22 protein-coding genes and 2 pseudogenes are annotated in these 24,531 nt (G+C 60.3%); 19 read left to right on the forward strand and 5 right to left on the reverse strand.

What is annotated here, in order from left to right:
* The first annotated feature begins 98 nt into the window (after positions 1-98).
* The 6 genes and pseudogenes from AB4N64_RS06310 to AB4N64_RS06335 all read left to right on the forward strand — a co-directional run bounded on the left by AB4N64_RS06310 (position 99) and on the right by AB4N64_RS06335 (position 6,262).
* The gene (locus AB4N64_RS06310) at positions 99-560 is read left to right on the forward strand and encodes a MarR family winged helix-turn-helix transcriptional regulator (RefSeq protein WP_460123034.1); all 462 of its coding nucleotides are present in this window, start codon (positions 99-101) and stop codon (positions 558-560) included.
* A gap of 42 nt (positions 561-602) precedes the next feature.
* Complete coding sequence (locus AB4N64_RS06315; RefSeq protein WP_460123037.1) at positions 603-1,172, forward strand: YceI family protein; 570 nt, start codon at positions 603-605, stop codon at positions 1,170-1,172.
* Positions 1,173-1,267: 95 nt separating this feature from the next.
* A pseudogene (locus tag AB4N64_RS06320) lies at positions 1,268-1,809 on the forward strand (sigma-70 family RNA polymerase sigma factor).
* A gap of 26 nt (positions 1,810-1,835) precedes the next feature.
* Positions 1,836-2,765, forward strand: a complete 930-nt coding sequence (locus tag AB4N64_RS06325) for a FecR family protein (RefSeq protein ID WP_460126632.1) — start codon at positions 1,836-1,838, stop codon at positions 2,763-2,765.
* A 219-nt stretch (positions 2,766-2,984) separates the two neighbouring features.
* A complete protein-coding gene (locus AB4N64_RS06330) occupies positions 2,985-5,480 on the forward strand; it encodes a TonB-dependent siderophore receptor (RefSeq protein ID WP_460123040.1) in 2,496 nt (831 codons plus the stop codon).
* A gap of 101 nt (positions 5,481-5,581) precedes the next feature.
* Entirely contained in the window at positions 5,582-6,262 is a 681-nt protein-coding gene (locus tag AB4N64_RS06335) for a GNAT family N-acetyltransferase (protein ID WP_460123043.1), read from the forward strand.
* Here the strand turns inward: AB4N64_RS06335 and AB4N64_RS06340 are convergent, their stop codons facing one another.
* On the reverse strand, positions 6,263-7,198 hold the full coding sequence (locus AB4N64_RS06340) for a class I SAM-dependent methyltransferase (protein ID WP_460123045.1): 936 nt from the start codon (positions 7,196-7,198) through the stop codon (positions 6,263-6,265).
* 172 nt (positions 7,199-7,370) lie between these two features.
* Here AB4N64_RS06340 and AB4N64_RS06345 point away from each other — a divergent pair.
* The 5 genes and pseudogenes from AB4N64_RS06345 (at position 7,371) to AB4N64_RS06365 (ending at position 10,380) form a co-directional block, all read left to right on the forward strand.
* Positions 7,371-7,987: pseudogene (locus AB4N64_RS06345) on the forward strand (cytochrome b/b6 domain-containing protein).
* Complete coding sequence (locus AB4N64_RS06350) at positions 7,984-8,763, forward strand: molybdopterin-dependent oxidoreductase (RefSeq protein ID WP_460123047.1); 780 nt, start codon at positions 7,984-7,986, stop codon at positions 8,761-8,763. The pseudogene AB4N64_RS06345 and the gene AB4N64_RS06350 overlap by 4 nt, the downstream one beginning before the upstream one ends.
* A gap of 71 nt (positions 8,764-8,834) precedes the next feature.
* Positions 8,835-9,101 carry a pentapeptide MXKDX repeat protein gene (locus AB4N64_RS06355; protein WP_460123049.1) on the forward strand — a complete coding sequence of 89 codons (267 nt, stop codon included), beginning with the start codon at positions 8,835-8,837 and terminating at the stop codon, positions 9,099-9,101.
* Positions 9,102-9,237: 136 nt separating this feature from the next.
* Positions 9,238-9,648 carry a response regulator gene (locus AB4N64_RS06360; protein WP_460123051.1) on the forward strand — a complete coding sequence of 137 codons (411 nt, stop codon included), beginning with the start codon at positions 9,238-9,240 and terminating at the stop codon, positions 9,646-9,648.
* Positions 9,649-9,717: 69 nt separating this feature from the next.
* Positions 9,718-10,380: an HAD-IA family hydrolase gene (locus AB4N64_RS06365; RefSeq protein ID WP_460123054.1), complete on the forward strand. Its 663-nt coding sequence runs from the start codon at positions 9,718-9,720 to the stop codon at positions 10,378-10,380.
* A gap of 96 nt (positions 10,381-10,476) precedes the next feature.
* Here AB4N64_RS06365 and AB4N64_RS06370 read toward each other — a convergent pair whose 3' ends face one another.
* Positions 10,477-11,418, reverse strand: a complete 942-nt coding sequence (locus tag AB4N64_RS06370; RefSeq protein WP_460123057.1) for a GlxA family transcriptional regulator — start codon at positions 11,416-11,418, stop codon at positions 10,477-10,479.
* Between the two features lie 121 nt (positions 11,419-11,539).
* Between AB4N64_RS06370 and AB4N64_RS06375 the strand changes: the two genes are divergently transcribed.
* Both AB4N64_RS06375 and AB4N64_RS06380 read left to right on the forward strand, forming a co-directional pair.
* Entirely contained in the window at positions 11,540-12,331 is a 792-nt protein-coding gene (locus AB4N64_RS06375) for an SDR family NAD(P)-dependent oxidoreductase (protein ID WP_460123060.1), read from the forward strand.
* 69 nt (positions 12,332-12,400) lie between these two features.
* Positions 12,401-13,309: a pyridoxal-phosphate dependent enzyme gene (locus AB4N64_RS06380; protein WP_460123063.1), complete on the forward strand. Its 909-nt coding sequence runs from the start codon at positions 12,401-12,403 to the stop codon at positions 13,307-13,309.
* 79 nt (positions 13,310-13,388) lie between these two features.
* Here the strand turns inward: AB4N64_RS06380 and AB4N64_RS06385 are convergent, their stop codons facing one another.
* Positions 13,389-13,706: a DUF2388 domain-containing protein gene (locus tag AB4N64_RS06385; protein ID WP_368559276.1), complete on the reverse strand. Its 318-nt coding sequence runs from the start codon at positions 13,704-13,706 to the stop codon at positions 13,389-13,391.
* Positions 13,707-13,907: 201 nt separating this feature from the next.
* Here AB4N64_RS06385 and AB4N64_RS06390 point away from each other — a divergent pair, with 201 nt between their 5' ends.
* From AB4N64_RS06390 to AB4N64_RS06400, 3 genes are all read left to right on the forward strand, one after another.
* Entirely contained in the window at positions 13,908-16,592 is a 2,685-nt protein-coding gene (locus AB4N64_RS06390; protein WP_460123066.1) for an RHS repeat-associated core domain-containing protein, read from the forward strand.
* Between the two features lie 118 nt (positions 16,593-16,710).
* Positions 16,711-17,304 carry a DinB family protein gene (locus tag AB4N64_RS06395; protein WP_460123069.1) on the forward strand — a complete coding sequence of 198 codons (594 nt, stop codon included), beginning with the start codon at positions 16,711-16,713 and terminating at the stop codon, positions 17,302-17,304.
* Between the two features lie 210 nt (positions 17,305-17,514).
* Entirely contained in the window at positions 17,515-18,312 is a 798-nt protein-coding gene (locus AB4N64_RS06400; protein WP_460123072.1) for an SDR family NAD(P)-dependent oxidoreductase, read from the forward strand.
* A 169-nt stretch (positions 18,313-18,481) separates the two neighbouring features.
* Here AB4N64_RS06400 and AB4N64_RS06405 read toward each other — a convergent pair whose 3' ends face one another.
* Entirely contained in the window at positions 18,482-19,876 is a 1,395-nt protein-coding gene (locus AB4N64_RS06405) for a sensor histidine kinase (RefSeq protein ID WP_460123075.1), read from the reverse strand.
* Positions 19,854-20,537 (reverse strand): response regulator transcription factor, encoded by a 684-nt coding sequence (locus tag AB4N64_RS06410; RefSeq protein WP_460123077.1) that lies wholly within the window; start codon positions 20,535-20,537, stop codon positions 19,854-19,856. The genes AB4N64_RS06405 and AB4N64_RS06410 overlap by 23 nt, the downstream gene beginning before the upstream one ends.
* 282 nt (positions 20,538-20,819) lie before the next feature.
* Here AB4N64_RS06410 and AB4N64_RS06415 point away from each other — a divergent pair, with 282 nt between their 5' ends.
* The 3 genes from AB4N64_RS06415 to AB4N64_RS06425 all read left to right on the forward strand — a co-directional run bounded on the left by AB4N64_RS06415 (position 20,820) and on the right by AB4N64_RS06425 (position 24,431).
* A complete protein-coding gene (locus AB4N64_RS06415) occupies positions 20,820-21,749 on the forward strand; it encodes a hypothetical protein (protein WP_460123080.1) in 930 nt (309 codons plus the stop codon).
* A 474-nt stretch (positions 21,750-22,223) separates the two neighbouring features.
* The gene (locus AB4N64_RS06420; protein WP_224536388.1) at positions 22,224-22,628 is read left to right on the forward strand and encodes a TraR/DksA family transcriptional regulator; all 405 of its coding nucleotides are present in this window, start codon (positions 22,224-22,226) and stop codon (positions 22,626-22,628) included.
* 579 nt (positions 22,629-23,207) lie between these two features.
* Positions 23,208-24,431, forward strand: a complete 1,224-nt coding sequence (locus tag AB4N64_RS06425; RefSeq protein WP_460126634.1) for a methyl-accepting chemotaxis protein — start codon at positions 23,208-23,210, stop codon at positions 24,429-24,431.
* The last annotated feature ends 100 nt before the right edge of the window (positions 24,432-24,531 follow it).

Here is a 24,531-nt window from a genome sequence, read left to right on the forward strand (position 1 = left end):
TCCAGATTGAGCCGGCGTATGTCGTTATCACACTTCCGACACTGTCGCGTACGACGTATAGTCGGCCGAACGCGAATATCCTGTTATCGAGGAAGCCCATGAACGCCAATGCAAAGCCAGATCCCTCCGACCTGAAGCTCTCCGAGTTCCTGTGCTTTGCGGTCTATTCCACCAACCTGGCATTCGGCAAGGCCTACAAGCCATTGCTCGAACAACTGGGGCTGACCTACACGCAGTACATCACCTTGGTGGCGCTCTGGGAAACCGACGATCAGACCGTCGGCAGCCTGGGTGAAAAGTTGTTCCTGGAATCCAACACCCTCACGCCGATCCTGAAAAAACTGGAGGCGATGGGGTACCTGCAACGCCAGCGTGACCCCGAGGACGAGCGGCAGGTGCGGATCAATCTGACCCAACAGGGCAGGGCGCTGCGCGAGAACCAGCCGGAAAGCGGGCTGGCCGAGGCCACCGGGCTGACTTCGGCAGAGTTCGTGCAACTGCAACAGTCGGTTGTAAAACTGCGCAGCAACCTGATCAAATCAATGCGTTCGACGAACTGACCCACACCGGCGCAGGCAAGCAGCGCAAGATCGGAGAATCCCATGAAGCCTCGATTTTCCTGCTCCGCCCTCTGGGTTGCTGCGCTGGCCTGCGGCGCGTTCTCCTGCGCCAATGCCGTCGAATACACGCAGGTCAATGCTACGGCCAGCACACTGTCCTTCACCTATAACCAATTCAGCTCGCGGGTTTACGGCACCTTCAGCCGTTTCGAGGGCACGCTGGATTTCGATACCACCAACCCTTCGGCGGCTCATGCCGGGCTGATCATCGAGCTCGACAGCATTGACGCCGGCAGCAGTGACGCGAACGAAGAGCTGAAAAAACCGGCCTGGTTCGACACGGCCAATTCACCCGTGGCGACGTTCGCCTCAACGGCGGTGAAAGCCCTCGGCGACAGCCGCTATCTGATTACCGGCACGCTGACCATCAGGGGCATCACCCAGGTAGTAGACGTGCCGGTGCTGCTCAAGGCGGATAGATCCATCGGCATCTTCGACGGCCAACTGACCCTCAGGCGCAGCGATTTCAAGATCGGAGAGGGCGAGTTTGCCGACACCGTGGTCTCCAATGACATCAACATCCGCTTTCGCATGGTCGCGCCACAGCAATAGTGGCGTTGTCATTGATCTGATCGCTTGCCCTGCCATGATTTTGCTGTCATCGTTTACGCGACTGGTAATCTTTCTTATTTGAGAAATTTTTTCGTATGCCCGATGTTTCCGTGGCCGAGGATGATTTTTCCCGCCGTCAGCGCACCTTCACCGACCTTTACAGCGCACACCATTGCTGGTTGCACGGCTGGCTACGAAAAAACTCGGCTGCTCGCAACGCGCGGCCGATCTGGCCCATGACGCCTTCATCCGTGTGCTCAGCCTTGCCGAACCGCACACCATCAAGGAGCCGCGGGCGTTCCTGGCGACGATGGCGGGGCGCCTGTTGATCGATGGCGCTCGACGTCGTCGCATTGAGCAAGCCTACCTTGAAGCCTTGGCGATCCAGGCGCAGGAGGCCGGCATGCCGGACCCCGAGGCGGTCCATGTGGCGTTGGAGGCATTGGAAAAAATCGCTGTAATGCTCGCCGGGTTGCCGACCAAGTCCCGCGAGGCATTCCTGCTCAGCCGTCTCGATGGCCTGACCTACAGCGAGATCGCAATCGAGCTGAACGTCTCGGCCAGCACGGTCAAGAACTACGTCGCCAGTGCGCTCGTGCATTGCTACAACACCCTGTACAGCGCGGACCAACCTTGAACGCCTTCGAGCAACCCTCCGATCGCATGATCAACGCAGCGGCCCATTGGTTGACCTTGCTGCACGATGACCTGTCGACGGATGCCGACCGCGAGGCGTTCGAACTCTGGCGCGAGGCTGACCCGCTTCACGCGTTGGCTGTTGAGCGTATGCGCGAGTTGCTGGGCAGTCTCGATGAACTGCCGGTGGCGCCGGCGCGTGTCGCCCTCAAGCAGGCCTTTATCCGGCCGCGGCCGACGATGGCGGCTCGCGGTGCGCAGGCTGTGGCGTTGCTGGGGGTGTTGATGTGTGGCTGGATCGGCCTGGATAACCTGCCGGTCTGGCTCGCCGACCAACGTACGGGCGTCGGTGAGCGGCGCGAACTGGTGCTGTCGGACGGCAGCCATGTTCAGCTCAACAGCGACTCGGCGCTGGACGTGAAATTCGATGGCCAGCAGCGCGTGATCGAATTGCTCTCCGGGGGGTTGTGGGTCGAGGTGGCCAAGGATGCCCAACGTCCGTTCGTGGTGCGCACCGACCAAGGCACGGCCACCGCGCTGGGGACTCGGTATTTGGTCAAGCGTGATGCCGATGGCTCGACGGTGGTCAGCGTGCTCGAATCGGTGGTTGCCGCCAAACCCAGGGCGGGGGAGGTAGTGAACGTCAAGGCGGGTGAGCAGACCGTTCTTCGCGACGGCGACGTGGCTAAACCGCAAGCCATCGGCAACGCCAGCCCGGATGCCTGGACCCGTGGCCTGCTCAAGGTCGACGACCGACCCTTGAGCGAAGTACTGCACGAATTGGCCAGCTATCGGCACGGCCTGGTGCGGTTCGACGAACAGGCGCTGCAAGGCCTGCGGGTTTCCGGCGTGTTCCGCCTGGACGACACCGACGCAGCACTGGCCACCCTGGCGGACAATCTGCCCATTCATGTGGAACGGTTTACCGATTGGTTGGTGGTGGTGAAGCGGCGCTAGCGGTTGAATCACACCTTTCTGTAGGAGCGAGCTTGCTCGCGATGGCAGTGTGTCAGCCAGCTTAAATGCAACTGACACACCGCCATCGCGAGCAAGCTCGCTCCTACAGGGTAATAGGTGGCTGTAGAAAGAATTTAATGCAAATCGATCGCATTCCTTGTCTCTTTTTTCGACATGGCCGTCATGGTTAGTAATGCCTAACCTTTCGCAGGATTTCCCATGTCACGCTTTGTTCGTCCGTTGCACCCACTGGCGCTTTCAGTGGCGATGGCTTTTGTCGCAACACCGCTGCTGGCGGTTGAACCTTCGGTCCCTGGTGCCCACGCCAGCGCAGTACGCAGTTTTTCAATTGCTGCCGGTGATCTGAGCCAGGCACTCAACAGCCTGGCCGAGCAAGCGGGCCTGGCATTGGCCTTCGACCCGGCATTGACCCGCAGCAAAAGCAGCAACGGCCTGAACGGTTCCTTCAGCACCCGCCAGGCACTGGCCCGATTGCTCCAGGGCACTGGTCTCAATGCCATCGCGCTCTCGGACACCCGTTATCGCATCGAGCCTGCACCCGAACCGGTGGAAGGCTCCCTGGAGTTACAGGCGACCAACATCAACGGGGCCTATGCCAGCGAAAGCCCGACCGGCCCGGTGAAAGGTTATGTGGCAACCCGCTCGCTGTCGGCGACCAAGACGGATGCGGCGCTGATCGAAACCCCGCAGTCGATCTCGGTGGTGACCAAGGACCAGATGCGCGCCCAAGGCGCCGAAAGCCTCAACCAGATCCTGCGCTACACCGCCGCCGTGGTCACTGAAAGTCGTGGCTCCACGGCCTCGCGCCTGGACCAGATGACCATTCGCGGGTTCTCTCCGGCGGTGTACCTGGACGGCCTGCGCATGCCCGGCAGCCGGGACGCGTCGCCGCAAAAGGATTCGTTCGACCTTGAGCGCGTGGACGTGCTGCGCGGCCCATCGTCGGTGCTCTACGGCCAGGCCAGCCCGAGCGGCGTGGTCAACATGGTCAGCAAGCGGCCGCTGGACACGCCGTTCCATGAAATCGGCGTCGAGTACGGCACCTTCAACAAGAAACGCACGACCTTCGACCTGAGCGGCCCGCTGGATGATCAAGGGGTCTATTCCTATCGGGTGGCCGGCCTGTACGACGAGGCCGACGGCCAGCTCGAACACACCGAAACCCAGCGTCAGGCGATTTCCTCGTCCTTCACCTGGCGGCCGAGCGACGACACCTCGCTGACCCTGCTCGGGCATTTCCAGAAAGACCCGAAAGCCGCGTCCTACGGTTCGATGCCCGCATGGGGTTCGGTACTCGACAGCCCGATAGGCCGGGACATCGATGTTGACTTCTATGACGGCGATGAGGATTTCGAGAAGAGCGACCGCCAGTATTTCTCTGTCGGTTACCTGTTCGAGCACCACCTCAACGATGTCTGGACCCTGCGCCAGAACGCCCGCTACCTGCGCAGCGAGGGCGAGTATCGCAGCCTCTACCACAGCAACCTGCGCGCCGATTACCGCACGTCCAACCGGTCGACCATCGCCACCGATGTCAACCTGGACTCCTATACCGTGGATAACCAGGCCCAGGCCAAGTTCGACACCGGCCCGGTGCAGCACACCGTGCTGTTTGGGGGCGACTATCAGAACACCAGCACTGATACCAAATCCGGTTTCGGTACCGGCCCGACCCTGGATATTTTCGATCCGGTGTACGGTGCTCCAGTCACCACGCCGGCCTACACCACCGACGCCACCCAGCGTAACCAGCAGAAAGGCCTGTACCTTCAGGACCAACTGAAGTGGGACCGATGGGTTTTGCTGCTGGGAGGGCGGTATGACTGGGCGACCAACCACAACAGCTCACTGAATCTGCAGAGAAATGTGAAGACCAAAACCTCGCTGGACAGCGAAGCGTTCACCGGTCGCGTGGGCCTGGTCTACCTGTTCGACAACGGCCTGGCACCCTACATCAGCTACACCGAGTCCTTCGAACCGCAGTCGGGGACCGGCTACGGCGGCTCGGTGTTCAAGCCGACTGAGGGCAAGCAATATGAAATGGGTATCAAGTACCAGCCACCGGGCAGCAACAGCTTCATTACCGCGTCGGTCTTCGACCTGACGCAGACCAACGTGCCGACGCTCGATCCGGACCCGACGCACCTCTGCGGCAATGGCCGTTGCCAGGAGCAAAGTGGTGAAGTGCGCTCCCGAGGTTTTGAGCTGGAAGGCAAGGCCAGCCTCAATGACAACCTCGACATCACGGCGGCCTATGCTTACCTCGACAACCGCATTACCAAGTCAAACAGCACCGTCAACTACGCGCCGCTGACCGACGTTGCCGTGGGCGCGCCCGTGTCGGCCAAAGGCACCATCACGTACGGCATTCCGCGCCACACAGCGTCGGTCTGGGCGGACTACACCTTCCACGACGGCGCCGCCAAAGGCTTCGGCGTCGGGGCTGGCGCACGTTACGTCGGTTCGTCCTGGGGCGATGCCGCCAACACGTTGAAGGTGCCGGGCTACACGCTGGTGGACGCGGCGGTGCACTACGACATCCCCAATGTCATGAGCCTCAAGGACAACCTGCGCTTGGCCGTGAATGCCAGCAACCTGGCAAACAAAGAGTACGTGTCCACCTGCTATTCGTACTCGTGGTGCTGGTACGGCGCGCAACGCACCGTGCAGGCGAGTGCGACTTACCAGTGGTGAGACAGGCGTGAAGTGATCGTCCCCGCGCAGAGCGTGGGAACGATCAGCCTCAAGCACGTTATGATAGGCACCTTCGCGTCAGCCTCAGAGCAGTGCCTTTCATGTTCCAGATCACCCACTTCAAAACCCCGTGCCCCGAGCACCTGTCCAGCCAGATCCTGCAGATGGTGGTCGATAATCTGACCGACATCAGCATGGTCGCCATCCCGCCGAGCAACCTGTTGTACAACGTGTACCAGTACACGATCGGCTATGAGGTGCACCTGTATCTGGAAGCGCTGAGCGGAGCGAAGGGGATCGCGGTGGAGTTGATCGTGGCCACGGACGTGGACGACCCGGATACGGTAGCGGGCTTTCTGCTCTATCTGCCGACCCAGGATGATCCCGAGGCGTGCAGCGTGGCCTACATGGCCGTGCAGGCAGGCCATCGGCGCCAGGGCGTGGCGCGCAGGATGCTACGCGAGATGGTGGCTCGTTATCCCCACGCCGAGCTGGCCTGCGCCGTGGCCAAGGTGCCGTGGTTCGAGTCGATGGGCTTTGCGCTGCTGGGTGCCCGTGGCACCCAGGTGCTGATGAGTACCCGCGACTATCGCTCGGCGGGGCGGGTAGGGCTGCTCGACACCACGTCGATCTACAGCTCGCTGGAAGTGCGGCAGATTCACACCTACCTGCTGCAACGCCACGGCAAGCGCGCCATGATCGATGCCGAAAAACAGCGCGATCGGCATCTGGACCAGTTGACCCACAAAGTCAGTGAATACGTGCGTGAACGGCTGGGCTGATCAGCGACGAAACACCAGCGCCTTCAACCCGCACTCGGCATCCGCATCGGGAAACTCCGGCGGGTTATCCAGGCGCTGCTCGAACTGCAAACCCGGCGCTTCACGGGTGACACCGTCGATGAGGAAATCGGCGCCGAACGCCGGGTCGTTCATGCAGGCCAGAACGCTGCCGTCGGGTGTGAGCAGTTCCGGCAGGCGGCGCAACACCCGCTGGTAATCCTTGGTCAGCAAAAAGCTGCCTTTCTGGAAAGACGGTGGGTCGATGATGACCAGATCGTATGGCCCCTTGCCGATGACCTTGCCCCAGGATTTGAACAGGTCGTGGCCGAGGAAACTGACCTTGCTCATGTCGTGGCCATTGAGCCGATGGTTGTCGCGGCCACGGTTCAGCGCCGGGCTGGACATGTCGAGGTTGACCACGTGTTCGGCGCCACCCTCAATGGCCGCCACCGAAAATCCGCAGGTGTAGGCAAACAGGTTCAACACGCGTTTGCCCTGGGCGTTGGCGCGCACCCAATCACGGCCGTAACGCATGTCGAGGAACAACCCGGTGTTCTGTTTACGGCCCAGATCGACCCGATATTGCAGGCGACCCTCGGTGATCGTCATGTCCTCGATCACGTCCCCGACCAGCCACTCGGTGGTGCTTTGCAGCAGGTAGCGATGTTGCAGCGCCAGGGTATGCGCGCCCGACTGCGTCCACTGCACTGATCGGGTCAGCTCCAGCAGCCGCTGTTTCAACTCCTCGAGATGCGCAGGCTCGGGTTCCTTGAACAGCGACACCAGCACTACGCCCTGCATCCAGTCGACGGTCAACTGTTCCAGCCCCGGCCAGCAGCGGCCACGACCGTGAAACAGTCGGCGGGTTTCCGCTGGGGCGGTTGCCAGTGCGGTCAGCAGGTGATCGTGGAGGGTGGTGAGGGCTTGAGTGTTCATTGATTCGGGGTCGGCAGATGGCGGGGGGACGCAAGTTTAACCACCAATCCCCGTAGGAGCGAGCTTGGTACAGGTATCCATTCATCACAATTAAGTTAACTTTCGGTGAGGATTTGGCGACAAATCCCCCTCCATACTCGCCCCCAACGAACAACAATCACTGGAGCCGGACATGTCGCCGTCAACTGTTGCACCCAGGGCCAGCCACCCGCGCTGGCTGCGGTTGACCCACTGGCTGAATGCGCTGGCGGTGCTGGTGATGGTCACCAGCGGCTGGCGGATCTACAACGCCTCGCCGCTCTACGAATTCAGTTTCCCGAAGTCGATCACCCTGGGTGGCTGGCTCGGCGGTGCTTTGCAGTGGCACTTCGCAGCGATGTGGTTTCTGGCGATCAACGGCCTGATCTACCTGATCATCAACCTGTTCAGCGGTCGCTTCAAACGCCGCTTTTTCCCGGTTTCCCCAAAGGAGTGCTGCATGACCTGTGGGCCGCCTTGCGCGGGAAACTGGGGCACGCGGACCTGAGCCATTACAATCAGGTGCAGCGATTCGCCTACCTGTTCGTGGTACTCGACATTGCGCTGCTGGTGATGTCCGGCCTGGTGTTGTGGAAGTCGGTGCAGTTTGCGCTGCTGCGCGAATTGCTGGGTGGCTACGAAGCGGCGCGGCATGTGCATTTCATTGCCATGGCGCTGCTGGTCGCCTTCGTCGCGGTGCACCTGTTGATGGTCGCGCTGGTCCCGAAAACGCTGCTGGCCATGATCGTCGGTCGCAAGGAGCCTGTATGAAAAAGCGCATTGAAGGCCTGGACGAAGACTCCATCCTCAAGGATGCCCGCAAGATCATCGCCCCGCAGATCGAGGATCGCTCGCGCCGTTCGTTCCTCATGCGTGGCCTGACACTCGGCGGTGTGGCGCTGTTGTCCGGCTGCAACATCACTGACAACGAAAGCGTCGAAACCGCATTGTCATCGATGTCCCGGCTAAACGATCGGGTACAGGGCTGGCTGTTCAATCCCAATGCGATGGCACCCACCTATCCGGCGTCGATGATCACTCGGCCGTTTCCCTTCAACGCGTTCTACGGTATCGACGAGGCACCGACCGTGGAGGAAGAGAGCTTTCGCCTGGAGGTCACCGGGCGGGTCGCCGACAAGCGCAGCTGGCGTCTGGAAGAGTTGCGCGCGATGGCGCAGCAAGACCAGATCACCCGACACATCTGCGTCGAAGGCTGGAGCGCCATCGGGCGTTGGGGCGGCGTGCGTTTCAGCGATTTCCTCAAGCGCGTAGGCGCTGACACCGACGCCAAATATGTTGGTTTCAAGTGCGCCGACGATTACTACACCAGCATCGACATGGCCACTGCGCTCCACGCGCAAACCATTCTGGCGCTGACCTACGACGGCGCCGTGCTGCCGCGTGAATACGGTTTCCCGATGAAGCTGCGCATGCCTACCAAGCTGGGCTACAAGAATCCCAAACACATCCAGGCGATTTTCGTCAGCAACACCTACAGCGGCGGCTACTGGGAAGACCAGGGCTACAACTGGTTCGGTGGCAGCTGACGGCGCCCGACGCATTCACCGCGCAGCGTGTGCTGCGCTCATTCGCAACCTGTGCTTCAAGGAGTTTGATCATGAAAAAATTGACCACCGTCGTTCTGTCCATGTGCCTGGCCATGGGCGCCGCCAGTGTTTTTGCCGCGGATACCATGAGCAAGGACAGCATGAGCAAGGACTCCATGTCCAAGGATGCAATGTCCAGGGACGCCATGAAAAAAGACGGCATGTCCAAGGATGCAATGTCCAAGGACTCGATGAAAAAGGACAGCATGTCCAAGGACGGGATGAAAAAAGATGCCATGTCCAAAGACGCCATGAAGAAGGATGCGATGTCGCAGTGAACCCACTGACCTGACTAAAACTTGATTTTCACCCCTGCCTGTATCAAAAGTGAATTTCCGCGCAACCCGCTGCTCATACCTGTAAGCAGCGGGTTGAGACCGCGAAATCATCAGGTATTCAGGGAGTGGCAAAATCATGAGTCCAGTATCGAAGGTGAACGAGAACCTTCCGGACGGGTTGATTCTGGTCGTCGAGGACGACCCGTTGATCCTGGAGTTTCTCTGCGAGATTCTTCAGGAGGAAGGTTTTGCAGTGGAACCACAGGTCAGCGCCGACGATGCAGCCAACTATCTGGAGCAGCATGCAAACAGGGTGGCCTTGCTGTTGACGGACATCACCATGCCCGGCGCACTCAATGGCGCCGACCTGGCCAACCAGTTCGGCGACCGCTGGCCCGAGAAGCCGATCATGATCATGTCGGGCTTCGAAACGCCGGAAAGTTCCGGTGTCCGACACGACGTGTCGTTCATCAAGAAACCCTGGGCGCTGGGGCAGATGCTCGATTGCGTCGAGGGTGCCTTGAAGTCCGGACCGGTCAGAAGGTGAGTTTCGCCGCTGGCAAATGCTACATTGCCGGGCATCAACCGTCCGGCTACCGCCAGAGGAAGTGCACCCTTGTCAGTCTTTAACAAACCCTATCGCGCCTTTCTGTTTGATATGGACGGCACCGTCCTCAATTCCATCGCCGCCGCCGAGCGCATCTGGACCGTCTGGGCCCAGCGCCATGGCGTGGATGTTGCGTCGTTCCTGCCGACCATTCACGGCGCCCGCGCCATCGATACCATCAACCGCCAGGGCCTTCCCGGCATCGATGCCGAAGCTGAGGCCGCCTGGATCACCCAGGCAGAAATCGAGGATGTCGAAGGCATTGTCGAGGTGACCAGCGCGGCGAAGTTCCTCCAGTCGTTACCAGCCCGGCAGTGGGCCATCGTCACTTCAGCACCCAGGGCATTGGCGCTGCGACGCATGGCGGCGGCGGGGATACCCGAGCCTGCGGTCATGGTCACGGCAGAGGATGTCAGCGCCGGCAAACCCGATCCGATGGGCTATCGCCTGGCGGCCAGGCGTCTGGACGTCGACATCACCGAATGCCTGATTTTCGAAGATGCCACGGTGGGGATATTGGCAGCGGAGGCGGCGGGGGCTGATTTGTTGATCATGACATCGACCCATGAACATCCACTGGAAACGGCGCATGCGACTATGGCGAGTTATGAGGGGGTGGGTGTGCAGCGAGATGACACGGGGCGGCTGATGCTTAACGCAATTGCCAGCTGAATCTCATTGCACTCTGTGAGCGAGCCTGCTCGCGATGGCGATAGATCTGGCACATGGGTGGTGGCTGGCTCGCCGTCATCGCGAGCAAGCTCGCTCCTACAGGGCGAGGCGGGCGCTGCGGCGGATCACCTGCGGCGGTTGGCCGAAGGCCCGGAGAAATGCCTCGCGCATCCGCCGTCGATCTTTGAACCCCGTTTCGGCGGCAATCTGATCGAGCGTCAAACGCCCGCGCTCCAGCATCTGCCGCGCCGTTTCCAGGCGCAGGTTTTCGATGGCCTTGGCCGGCGACTGGCCGGTTTCGGCACGAAATGCCCGGCTGAACTGGCGCGGGCTCAGGCGCGCCACGTCCGCCAGTTGTTCCACTGACAGCGCCTGGGCGAGGTGCTCCCGGGCATAGCCGAGTACGGTCTGGATGCGGTCGGATTTGGGCTCCAGTTCCAGCATCGCCGAATGCTGGGACTGACCGCCCGCGCGGCGGTGGTACATCACCAGTTTCTGCGCGACGGAACGGGCCAGTTCGGCGCCGTGGTCCTTTTCGACCATCGCCAGTGCCAGGTCAATGCCGGCGGTCATGCCCGCAGAGGTCCAGATCGAACCGTCGATCACGTAGATGCGATCTTCCTCGATCTTGATCTTCGGAAACCTCGCTTGAAGCTCCCGCGCGTAAGCCCAGTGGGTGGTCGCCCGGCGACCGTCGAGCAAGCCGGCCTGGGCCAGCACGAAGGCTCCGGAGCAGATCGACGCCGTACGCCGGGCGGTTTTCACGCTGGCACGCAGGTAGTTCAAAACACCCTCGGGAGCCTGCTCGAGAATGGCGTCGCCACCGACCACGATGACGGTATCGAATACCCGCTCATCGAACGCCTGGGTTCCGACACTCAATCCCCCGGAAGCCTGCAGTACTTGCCCTTTCTCGGACACCACGCTCACGTCATACAACGTTTCACCCGCGCTGAAATTGGCGTATTCGAACACCGGCATCGCCGCCAGCGCCATGGACTGGAACCCCTCAAATACCACGAACGCCACGCCTGTCATGTCGATATCCTCAAGCTGTATGTCCGGAAAACGTACTTTAAACGTCATTTGAGCCAAGTGTCAGTCGATTTATAACGTTCACATCCGGCGAATGATCGCCTAATCGTGAAGGAAATTGACCATGACGCTTTCAACCAAGGGCACCGCGCTCATCACTGGCGCTTCTTCCGGGATTGGCGCGGTCTACGCCGACCGTCTCGCTCGTCAGGGCTACGACCTCATCCTGGTCGCCCGCAGCCGAACCAGACTTAATGCGCTGGCGACCCATTTGAGCAATGAAACCGGCCGGACGGTCGAGGTGGTCGCCGCCGATCTCAAAGATCCCTCCGACCTGCTGAGGGTCGAGGACCTGCTGCGCACTGACGCCAGCATCACCTTGCTGGTCAACAACGCCGGGGTGGGTGGCGTCATGCCCTTGCTGGGCAGTCCGGTGGATGACATGCAAGACATGATCACCCTTAACGTCACAGCGTTGATGCGCCTGGCCTACGCAGTCGTGCCGGGGTTCGTCGCCCGTGGCACCGGCGCGGTGATCAATATCTCCTCGATCGTGGCCATTGCCCCGGAAATTCTCAATGGCGTGTACGGCGGCACCAAGGCATTCGTGCTGAGCCTGAGTCAATCCATGCATCATGAACTGGCCGACAAGGGCATTCATGTTCAAGCGGTGCTGCCCGGCGCCACCGCCACCGACTTCTGGAGCGAGGCGGGCAATCCGGTGGAAAACCTGCCACAGGAGATCGTCATGTCCGCCGAAGACATGGTAGACGCTGCACTGGCAGGGTTCGCCAATGGCGAGGTGGTGACGATTCCCGGTTTGCATGATGGCCAGCAGTGGGACCTTTACGAGGCGCAGCGCCGAACGCTTTCGGGACTGTTCGGCAGTTCCACGGCGGCGCCCCGGTATCGTTGAAATGCCGTGCGGGGTCAGCTCTGTGTCAGGGTGGACTAGACTTGATTAAGGTGCTTTTGGAGCCTTGTCATGCTGCACATCCGAACACCCCTGATCCTGCACCCGACCCTCTCTACGGCCACCCGGCGGATCTGGCTCAAACTGGAAAACCTGCAACCCAGCGGCTCATTCAAGCTGCGGGGTATGGGGCTGTTGTGCAGCCAGGCCAAGGCGGCAGGCAAGCGCAAAGTGGTGTGCCCCTCGGGTGGCAATGCCGGTTTTGCCACGGCGGTGGCGGCGGCCCGTCTGGATTTGCAGGCCTGTATCGTGGTGCCACATACCACGCCGGAAACCACTCGAACCAAAATTCGCGCCACGGGTGCCGAAGTGATCGTCCACGGCAAGGTCTGGGACGACGCCAATCAGCGCGCGAAGGAGCTCTGCCTTGGGGCAGAAACCGAGTACGTTCCGGCATTTGATCACCCGGTGTTGTGGGAGGGCCACAGCACAATGATCGATGAAATCCTCGAAGACTGTCCGCAGGTTGATACGCTGGTGACATCAGTCGGCGGCGGCGGATTGCTGGCCGGATTGCTCACCGGGCTGATTCGTCATGGCCGTCTGGATTGCCACATCATCGCCTGCGAAACGCTGGGCGCGGCGTCTTTTTCAGCGGCGATGAAGGCCGGGCATCCCGTCAGGTTATCTCGGATCGACACTGTCGCAACTTCGCTGGGCGCGGCGCAGGTGGCGGCGTGGCCAGTGCAACATATCCTCGACTTTCCTCATCGCTGCGTGGTGCTCGGCGATGACGAGGCGATCATGGGCGTGGTGCGTTACGCCAGCGATTTGCGTCAGTTGGTGGAGCCGGCGTGTGGCGTCTCGCTGGCCATTGCGTATCTGGACCATCCGGCCATTGCCGGTGCCCATGACGTGGTGATCGTGGTGTGCGGCGGCGTCAGCATCAGTGCGCAACTGGTTGCCGGCTGGGCGCGTTGATCGGATCCACGAAGACAACGCGAAGCAGGGCTGGAAACGCTATCCAAGTGTCACAAGCCCCACCGCGATTGTTCTATCGCTATTGGCCGGCGGCGGTGCCGTCCTGGATCAGGATTGCCCTGGCCAGGTCTTCGTCGCTGGCATTCAGCCCAGGATTGTCCTGGCGAATTTGCTGCATGACCGACTCCAGGTAAACGCCACGAATCGCGCCGCCGCTGGCCACGAAGCTGGAGGCGTCGTCCCGGGCAGGGATCATGAGTTTATGGTCCTTGAAGGTTGAATACAGCGACGCGGAGACACCGGCCGATGTGGCGACATCGCCCGCATCCACTTTCGCGAAAGCCGAGCCAAAAGGTAAGCACAACACAAGTGACGAGAGAATGATCAGACGGCGCATGACAGTGTCCTCCGAAAGCATTAAACGTGCTGCATGAAAGAAGTACCACATCACTTAGGATGCCCAGTGATCGCAGAGAGTTCCTTTAAACCGATTCATCGCATTCAAACCATTCCGCTCGTCGGTTGGAGGGTGCCAGGCGCTCGGAACTGTCATTTGTGTCAGTAGGCGCTCGGGAATGCGCGTGGTATTGAAGTCCCCATGAACAGCTTCGGCGTGCACACCCACACTCCCGGCCTCGCGGCGATCGACCCGCGCGGGTTGGTAGTGCGCGAAGTTGCATATTGTCGGGGGGCCGAGGATGAGGCGCCTCAAGCGCACATCACCCAGCAGGTGTTCGATGCGCAGGGGCGCGATGTGGCGCATTTTGATCCGCGTTTTTCGCTCGACGGGCAGGTTCCCAATCTCACGTCCATCCATGGGTTATCGGCGGTCGAGCGGCTGACCAGCCGTGCCGATGCTGGATGGGTTGTGGCGCTGGTGGGCGAGGCGGGGCAACGGGTGCAACGTTGGGACAATCGTATCGGTCAGCGAACCAGGTTCGATGATCAGTTGCGTCCCATCGCGATCACCGAGCAGATTCACGATGAATCGGGACGGGTTGTCGAGCGTTTCGAGTACGGCAAACCCGATGGCGGAGCGCGCAACCAGTGCGGCCAGTTGATCCGCCACGATGACCCAGCCACCACGCGGCACATGCCTGATTTCGACCTGCATGGCTTACCGTTGCTTGAGACCAGTCATTTTCTGAAATCGCTTGATCCGGTCAACTGGCCCGAAGAGGTCGCTGGACGGGATGACTTGCTGGAGAACGGGCCGGGTCTCGACAGCCAATGGACCTACGATGCCCTGGGTGGAGTGGCGACGCAGACGGACGCCAAGCTAAACCGCAGACGCTTCAGCGTGACCTGTGCGGGGCAGATCAGTGCGGTGCACTTGCAACCGATGGGCGCTGCCGAAGTCACGCTTGTCAGTGACATCCACTACAACGCCGGAGGCCAGGTCGAACAGGAGCGGGCGGGTAACGACGTGATTACCCGTGCGATGTTTCGCCCCGAGGATACCCGCCTCGAACGCCTGAGCGCCGGGCTCCCCGGCCAACCGTTATTGCAGGATTTGCTTTACGAATACGACGCGGTCGGTAATCCGGTGCGCATCGAAGATCAGTCGAAAACCGTCACATACTTCAAGAACCAACAAGTCGATCCGGTCAGCACGTACACCTATGACAGCCTCTACAGGCTTATCGCCGCCACCGGCCGTGAGGTCTTCCACGCTGCCAACGATCCCAACGCCCTGGTCAATTACCGTGAGGAGTACGCCTACGACGCGGGCGGCAACACTCTGGAATTGCGCCATCTTGGTGTTCAATCCTTCACCCGGCATTGGGCAGTGGACGAAAACAGCAACCGCAGCCTTGTTCCAAACGAAGGTGATCCCCCACCGGACTTTGCCCAAGCCTTCGATGGCAACGGTAACCAGCGGTATTTGCTACGCAGGCAGACGCTAAGCTGGGACACCCGCAACCAGCTAAGTGAAGTTTCCCCGGTCACCCGTGACGACGGCGAAGACGACTCAGAACTCTACCGCTACGGCGGTGGCGGAAAACGCCTGCGCAAGGTACGCCGGTCGCTGGCCTCCGGTCGTAACCTGATCGCCGAGGTGCGTTACCTGCCGGGGCTGGAAATCCATCTCACAGCCAACGGCGAAGAACGTCACGTGGTCGAAGTCGAAGCCGGGCGCAACAGCGTGCGGCTGGAGCATTGGGTTACCCATCCGCCCACGGGCATCGACAACGATTACCTCGTTTACAGCCTCAATGATCACCTGCGCTCCAGCCTGCTGGAACTGGACGAGCAGGGCGCTCTGATCAGCGAAGAAGGCTATCGGCCGTATGGAGACAGAGCCTGGTGGGTTGCTCATCAAGGTGCTAAAGCGTCATATAAAACACGTGGCTACTCAGGCAAACAGCGCGATGCCACGGGTTTGATTTATTACGGTTTTCGCTATTACGCGCCCTGGCAGCAACGCTGGATCAATCCGGACCCTGCTGGGGAAATTGACGGGTCGAATCTGTACAGATTTGTGCGTAATTCGCCGGTGCGCTTTTTTGATGAAGATGGGCGGTATACGTATGAGGACATTCTCGCAAAACTGCTGAAAGGAAACCGCCTGGATGCAGGTGAGACGGCGTTCTTCAACGATTACATAGCGGCTACAAATGCACAGTACGCGGAGTGGTTGCGGCGAGGAGGTGAGTCCAACAGAGGAGTGATGGGTGAAGAGGCTATACATCCCGCCAGACAAGCGGAGAGTGAGAGTGCTCCTCGTCCTTTATCCCCCCAACCTTCAACGTCGCGTGAATCCCGTGAGCTGCTCGAAAGACAAAACCCTGATGCCGGGCGGCAAAGAAAAACCGCGAAAGATACCCAGACATCGGAAAAGACCGCAGCTCGCCTAAAAAACTTAAAATGTAATTTGTGCGAAAGAACTTTTTCATCAAAAGGTGGGCTTTACAAACACTCTTTACTACATGCCGGAGGATTCCCATGCGCTGAATGTGATCAGGTGTTTACACGGTGGGATCTCCGGGCTGTCCACGAGAGGAAAGATCATGCCCACGGTGGGGAACTAAGTTGTCCGTTTTGCGAAAAATCTTTTGCGTGGGAAATCAGTCTGCAACATCACATTAACTCCCATACTGGTGAAAAACCATTCAAGTGCGCTCATTGTATCGCCGCGTTTGCCAGTGCGCCCAATCTCCAGAGGCACTCTCGCATACACTCGGGCGACCGTCCTTACCCTTGCCCGCACTGCGACAAAAAGTTTACCAGATCAGATGGTTTGTCCAGACATCTGAAGGGATTCCATTCGCGGAGGAAATGATCAGAACTGGTTCAAATAATCTGTTCGTCCTACCACCTACCGATAATCGCCCCTTACACCACCCCACGCCACACCATCTAAACTGTGCAGTGCACCCCATCACAATGGGAGACCTCAAATGATCAACGTACGCACCGCCCGAATGCTCGTCGATTACAAGCGTTGGGCCAACCGGTTGCTCTTTGACAGTCTGGCCGCCTTGCCGCCAGGCGAGGTCAGCAAGGAGCGGGTGTCGGTGTTCCCCAACATCATCGGCATCCTGAACCACATCTACGTCGTGGATTGCATCTGGAAGGCGCACCTCGAAGGTGGCGGGCACGATTTCAAGACTTCCCATGACTTGCTGCACCCCGAGCTTGAGGACTTGCGCAGGGCGCAACAGGATATCGATCGCTGGTACTGCCAATGGAGTGACCGCCAGACCGACGCCATGCTCGGTAAAACCATCGACTTCACCTTCGTTTCCGGCGACAGCGGCAAGATGAGCGCGGGGGCGATGTTGTTGCACGTGGTCAATCACGCCAGCTATCACCGCGGCTGGGTGATCCAGATCTATTTCGATATCCCGGCCCGGCCACCGATGACGGACCTGCCGGTGTTTCTGCGCGAAACCGATCCGGGCTTCGATGTGGTCAACGCCCCTGAATCCGAACCGCCCTGTGTTGCACAGTTTTCGAGCGCGACCAACGTGCTGCCGGATCGTTATCGCTGACCCCGCGCCGAACTACCTGCCGGCCCCCGCGATTCGCGTCGGGCTATCTTCAAAAGCCACTAACCCGTCGCGCGGTTCCCTGCGCGTTGCGATATCGAAGCTACGCTGACTCAGGCCTTCGAGTTCTTCACCCCCGGCTCAGGTTGCGACGCACCCTGTTCAAGCGACCTGAAGGCGTGGTTATTTCCTACCCATCGCAGGAGTTTCAGCATGAAGATCGATCTGACGGGAAAACTCGCCATTGTCAGCGGTAGCACGGCCGGCATTGGCTTGGGCATCAGCAAGGCACTGGCCAGTTGCGGCGCTACGGTGGTGGTGATTGGTCGCGACACGACCAAGGTCGACCAGGCGCTGGCGAGTATTCGCCAGAGCGTGCCAGGCGCGCAATTGCGCGGCCTGACGGCAGACCTGGGCACGGCCGAAGGCGCCGAACAATTGTTCGCCGCTGAGCCACAGGCAGACATTCTGGTGAACAACCTGGGTATTTTCAAAGAAGAGGATTTTTTCGACACCCCGGACAGCGAATGGACGCGTTTCTACGAAATCAATGTGATTTCCGGAGTGCGCCTGTCCCGTCGCTATGTGCCGGGCATGGTCAGCAAAGGTTGGGGGCGGGTGATTTTCCTGTCTTCGGAATCCGGTATCGCGATTCCGCCCGACATGCTCAACTACGGCGTGACCAAAAGCGCCAACCTCGCCGTTTCCCATGGCCTGGCCAAGCGACTGGCGGGGACGGGGGTGACCGTCAACGCGGTCCTGCCGGGCCCAACGCTGACCGACGGCGTGGAGGAGATGCTCAAGGATGCCACCGCCCAGTCGGGGCGCAGTGTCCGTGAAGAAGCCGACGCGTTCGTGCGCAGGGCCCGCCCCACCTCGATCATCCAGCGGGTGGCGGATGTCGAGGAAGTCGCCAACCTGGTGGCGTACCTGGCCTCGCCGTTATCGTCGGCCACGACCGGCGCGGCATTGCGCGTGGATGGTGGGGTGGTCGACAGCCTGGCGATCTGAATTTTACTGGCCGGAAAAGCATTACATTACCCGCTTCGACATTATCCCGCCTGACCGCACACAACCCCCTGTAGGAGCGAGCTTGCTCGCGATGGCGATGCATCAGTCACATCCTTGTTGACTGACACACCGCCATCGCGAGCAAGCTCGCTCCTACGGCAGGGATTGGTCAGGTGTGCGGGATCAGGGCCTGCCGGCAATCCAGCACCAGGCGTGCGCCACCCAGTTCGCTGTCACCGACTTCCAGGGCAAAGCCATGCAGGCTGACAATCGCCGCGACGATCGACAGCCCCAGGCCGAAACCGCTTTGCGGGTTGCCCCCTTCGGCGCGGTAGAAACGCTGGAACACCGCCTCGCGTTCGGCCGTGGGAATACCGGGGCCGGAGTCGAGCACTTCGATGCGTGTGTGCCCTTGTTCATTGACTCCGCGCAAAATCACGTTCCCACCGGGTGGCGTGAACTTGATCGAGTTGCTGAGCAGGTTCGCCACGGCCTCGAACAGCAATGCCCGATCACCGTTGAGCATGGGCAAGCTCTCGGGCAGTTGCAGGCTGAAATTCAGTTCACCTTCTTCGGCCAGGGGCAGGTAAAAGTCATGCAGTTCCTGCAACAACGGCACCGGATCGAGCTGCACGAATCCGGACCGGCGCTGACGGTCTTCCAGCTCGGAAATACGCAGCAACCCGCGAAAGCGCGCCATCAGGGTATCGGCTTCTGCCAATACCGAGTCCAGTTGCATGGCTTGGGGCGAACCTTCGCCGGCCTGTTGCTGCATGCGATACAACTGCGCCCGCAAGCGAGTCAGTGGCGTGCGCAGGTCATGGGCAATGTTGTCGCACACGCCCTTGACCTCGTTCATCAGGTGTTCGATGCGTTCGAGCATGACGTTGACGATGGCCGCGAGCATGTCCAATTCGTCGCGGCGATCTGACAGCGGCAGGCGTCGTGTCAGGTCGCCGGCGACAATGGCCTCGGCGCTGGCCTGGATGGCGCGAATCCGTCGCAGCGGGCGGCGGCGCAACAGATGCCAGCCGGCGATGCCAGGCACGATCGTCAAGGTCACCCCCCAGAACAGCGCATGCAGGATGATTCGGGTCACGGCGAACAGCGAACCGTTGTCGCGCACCAGGATCAGCCACCAGCCATCACGTGTCTGGGTGGCCACCGCGTCGCAACTGTCGACGGGCAGGGTCGGGTCGTCGGACTCGGCGCAGTCGCTGAGCATGTGGATTTTGCCATCCAGTGGCAGGCCTTCGGGAATGTGGCGCAAGCCGCCGCTGAGGTAGCGATGATGGGCATCGAAGAGGCCATAGGCATCGATACCCCGAATGTCGAAGGTCATGCTGACGGCGAGGGCGTCCACCAGTTGCTCGCCGGAAAAACGCGCAAACAGATGCTGGCGCTGCATCAGCGAATGCTTGGCCAGGTTGTCCAGGTACGCCGAAACCTCGAAGTACATGACCCCCATCAGAATCCCGCTCCAGAGCACGAACAACGAACTGTAGAGCGCGAGCAGGCGACTACTGGAAGAGCGCCAGCCCTTAGACGGGTTCGGCAATGACATAACCCGAGCCTCGCACGGTTCGAATCAATGGGACATTGCCGGGCGGATCGATTTTCTTGCGCAGGCGGCCGATATGAACGTCGATCAGGTTGGTGCCGGGGTCGAAGTGATAGCCCCATACCTCTTCGAAAATCATCATCCGCGACAGGATCTGCCCGGTGTTGCGCATCAGGAATTCCAGCAGCTTGTATTCGGTGGGCAACAGGGTCAGCAGTTGCCCGGCGCGGCTGGCTTCGTGGCTGATCAGGTTCAGCTCCAGGTCTGCGACGCGCAACGTGGTGGCCTGGGCGGTCACGGTGTTCTGGCGCCGCAACAACACCTCGACCCGGGCGGCCATTTCGTCGGTGGCAAACGGCTTGGTCAGGTAGTCGTCGCCGCCGGCACGCAGGCCGCGCACCCGTTCATCGACATCGGAGAGGGCGCTGATCATCAGAATCGGCGTCGCCACGCCCATGGTCCGCAGGGTCGTGACGATCGCCAGGCCGTCGAGTTCAGGCAGCATGCGATCAAGGGTGATCAGATCGTAATCGCCACTGACCGCGCGCTCCAGTCCTTCACGGCCATTGTCGACCCAGTCCACTTCCAGGCCATGGCTGCTCAGCTCGGCAACAATTTCCCGGGCGGTCACGGCGTCGTCTTCAATGGTCAAGATGCGGGGCATAGGGCGGACCTGGTAGTCAATTCAAGGCAAGTGTGGGGGCATTTTGCCAAGAAATGCCGACGACTTTTTAAATTAACTTTCATGTGGTTGATGGGGCAACCGGCAATGCATAAAACCCGCCGTTGAACACGGGTCCTTGCAATTTGCATGGAAATTAGAAGTTCAAACTTTATAAGGTATTGAAAATATATGATTTTTTAAAAGCCGACGACTGGCACGGCGACTGCAATTGTCCTGATGACGAGTTGTAACAACATCTTTCTTGTCAGGAGCGACATAAGAATGAATAGATCCTCTGCTGGTTTATATCCTGCCGCCGAAGAGTCAAGCGCGCTGTCGGGCGTTTCCTGGGGCGCGATATTCGCCGGGGCCGCTGCTGCGGCGGCGTTGTCGCTAATCCTGGTATTGCTCGGTTTCGGGCTGGGTTTTTCCGCTGTATCCCCCTGGGCCCACGAAGGCCTCAGCGCCAAGGGCCTGGGCATTTCCACCATTATCTGGCTGGCCGTGACCCAAATTCTCGCTTCGGGCATGGGAGGCTACATTGCCGGCCGCCTTCGGGTGAAATGGGCGAACATGCACGGTGACGAGGTCTATTTCCGTGACACTGCCCATGGTTTTCTGGCTTGGTGCGTGGCGACGTTGGTCACCGCAACGCTCGTGGTCGGCTCCGTCAGCAGCATCGTCAGTGGCGGTGTTCAGGCCGGGGCCAGCGTGGTCGGTGGCGCCGCCAGTATTGCGACCCAAACCGCCGGGACCGCCGCTGCCAATACCGATAGCGATGAGTACGGTTACTTCGTCGACAGCCTGTTCCGCGACGACCGTCCCGCCGCTGTCAGTGATGACGCCGCACGCGGCACTGTAACCCGCATCTTCGTGCGCTCCCTCAGCGACGGCCAACTGTCTGCCGAAGACCGTACCTACCTGGCACAACTGGTCGCCCAGCGCACCAACTTGACCCAGGCCGACGCCGAACGCCGTGTCGATGAAGTCTATGCCCGCACGCAGAAAGCCGTGGCCGATGCCAAACAGGCTGCAAAAGTAGCTGCGGATACCGCCGCGAAAGTTGCTGCCTGGACGTCGCTGTGGATGTTCATCGCACTGCTGATCGGGGCGTTTTTCGCCAGTCTCGCTGCCACCTTCGGCGGTCGCCGCCGGGATGCCGTGGTGTACCTGGAAACCGACACTTACGTCGCCACTGCTTCTGTTCGCTAACCCGGGAGAATCCTCATGCGCTCATTACTGCTGTTCTTTCTTGGTGTACCGATCCCGATCATCATCCTGATCGCGCTGTTCATGCACTGATGACGTAAGCCGTATCAGCGCCGCTCCCGCCTTGGCGGGAGCGGCGTTTTCGTGTTGTATAGCCTCATTAATGGCCCGTTATGGCCGATAACACCCTAGCGCCGAGGCCGTTTGTCTTCTATATACCGCCGCTGCGTTGAATTTCTTGCTATAAACGCACTCCGATAGCCGGCGTATAGACTGCCGCAGCGTATTTTCAAGGCTTTTTCGGACAAATTCGTAGTCTTTTCTGTTGCTGAGGCCGCAAGTCGGCCTTAGACTGCCGCCCCTCGTAAATTGAGTGCCGGGTGGCGCTTGGAATAAATGGCGCCGTTGCGTTGGCCAAACTGGCCCGCCGCAACGCCCCTGATTCGCCTTAATGCACGTTTTTTTATAGAGATATCAATGACAAAGGACAAGTTGCTGGCCATGCCGGCGGATGACTACATGAATGCCGAGCAACATGCTTTTTTCTCTGAGCTGTTGCAGAACATGAAAGTCGAAACCCATGAGCGCATCGAGCAGAACCGTATCGCCATCGAGAGCCTGGATTCCCCGGCCGACCCGGCTGACGCGGCTTCCGTCGAAGAAGAGCGCACTTGGCTGGTGAACGCGATCGATCGCGACCAGCGCATGCTGCCTCAGTTGGAACAGGCCCTGGAACGCATCAAGGAAGACAGCTTCGGCTGGTGCGACGACAGCGGCGAGGCCATTGGCCTCAAGCGCCTGCTGATCAGCCCGACCACCAAGTACTGCATCGAAGCTCAAGAGCGTCACGAACAGATCGACAAGCACCAGCGTCAGGCCTGATTTCGTAGCGCCACGCATCGCGGGCCAACCCGACTCCACAAGGAGCAAGGATGGCCCGCGATGCTTTTTTTCGTCCGCGATAAACTGTTCGTCCCGCTTCTATTGATCCGCTTCATGACCACGACTAAGGGACCATGGATAATGGCCTTGTAGTGGCGTTTAATGCAGGAACAACAATTAGAAGTGTGGGTGACGAAGATGACTCGCGAAGGATCTGTGGTCGGGGCAGGGCAGTCGCCCGCCTTGTTACCGAAAAACCGCTGGCTGGCGCCAACCCTGCAAAGCATCGCCCTGATGGTGTTGATGTGTGGCATGGCCTTGGGCGGTTGGTCGCTTTACCTGGGCCTGCCGTTGGCGGTGTTGGTAATCTGGCTGCCGCGTCTGCGTTCCCGCGCCGTTCCCGACGGCGTGCCGGTCGACCAGGCCAGCGCGATGGCCGAGCTGACTCGGGATCTTTCCTACACCACCAGCCACAACGCGTTGTCGGCGGCCGGTGTGGCCTACTCGGTCCGGCAGTTGGCGGACAAGCTGCAATCGCAGCTTGGGTCCGCAGCACAGATTGTCAGCAACGCCGAGGTGATGATCGCCACCGAGCAAGCCACTTCGACTCTCAGCCGCGCAGCGCTCAGTGCCGCCAGCGAGGCGCATCAAAGCAGCGCCGCCGGGCGTACCGAGTTGATCGAATCGATCAGTCGCATGCATCAACTCAGCCAGCGCGCCAACAGCAGTCGTCAGTTGATCGAAGCGTTGAGCCTGCGCAGCGACGATATCCAGCGGGTCACGCTGGTGATTCAGTCCATCGCCAGCCAGACCAACCTGCTGGCCCTGAACGCAGCGATTGAAGCGGCACGTGCCGGCGAGCATGGGCGGGGATTTGCGGTGGTGGCCGATGAGGTGCGCGGCCTGGCAGCACGTACGGCGACGGCGACGGGTGAAGTCGGCGAGATGGTTGCTGACATCCAGCAACGCACGGCGCAAGTGGTGGAGCAGATCCGACAGTTGTCCAGCGACCTCGATACGGGTGTCGAGCAAGTCGAGCACACCGGGCAACACCTGGAGAACATCGCCCGCCTGGCGGCTGGCGTTGAAAGCCAGGTTGGCGAAATCGCCAGGGGGGCCGAGACCAACCGCGAGCAACTCGACAGCCTTTTCCACGCCATCGAACAGATGCGCAGCGACCTTGCGGTCAGCGATCAACAGACCCAGCGCCTGGCGCAAGCGGCCGTGCAAATGGAGGGGCAGGCCGAAACCATCAGCGAGCGCCTGTCCGAAGTCGGACTGGATGACTATCACCAGCGGATCTATGATCTGGCTCGCGAAGGTGCGAGTCAGATCACCGCACGCTTTGAAGCCGATATCGACGCTGGCGCGGTCAGCCTGGATGATTTGTTCGACCGCAATTACCAGGCCATTGCCAACACCAGCCCTGCCAAATACCAGACCCGCTTCGACCGTTACACCGACAAAGTGCTGCCGGCGATACAGGAACCCTTGTTGCCCCGTCATGAGGGGCTGGTATTTGCCATCGCTTGCACGCAGCAAGGCTATGTGCCGACGCACAACAAGGTATTCAGTCAGCCGCTGACGGGCGACGTCCAGATCGATACCTTGCAGAACCGCACCAAACGCAAGTTTGCCGACCGCACCGGCATTCGCTGTGGCAGCCATCAACAGGCAGTCCTGTTGCAGACCTATACCCGCGATACCGGCGAGTTGATGCACGATCTGTCGGTACCGATCATGGTCAAGGGAAGGCATTGGGGTGGGTTGCGGTTGGGCTACAAACCCGAAGGACCACGTTGATTTGTCCCTGTAGGAGCGAGCACGCTCGCGATGGTCTTCAACGATAACGCCGGGGGCTGCCGCGCCCATACGGCGCTCGACCACCATCGTCGGAACGCTG

Source organism: Pseudomonas sp. S2_C03 (assembly GCF_054668405.1).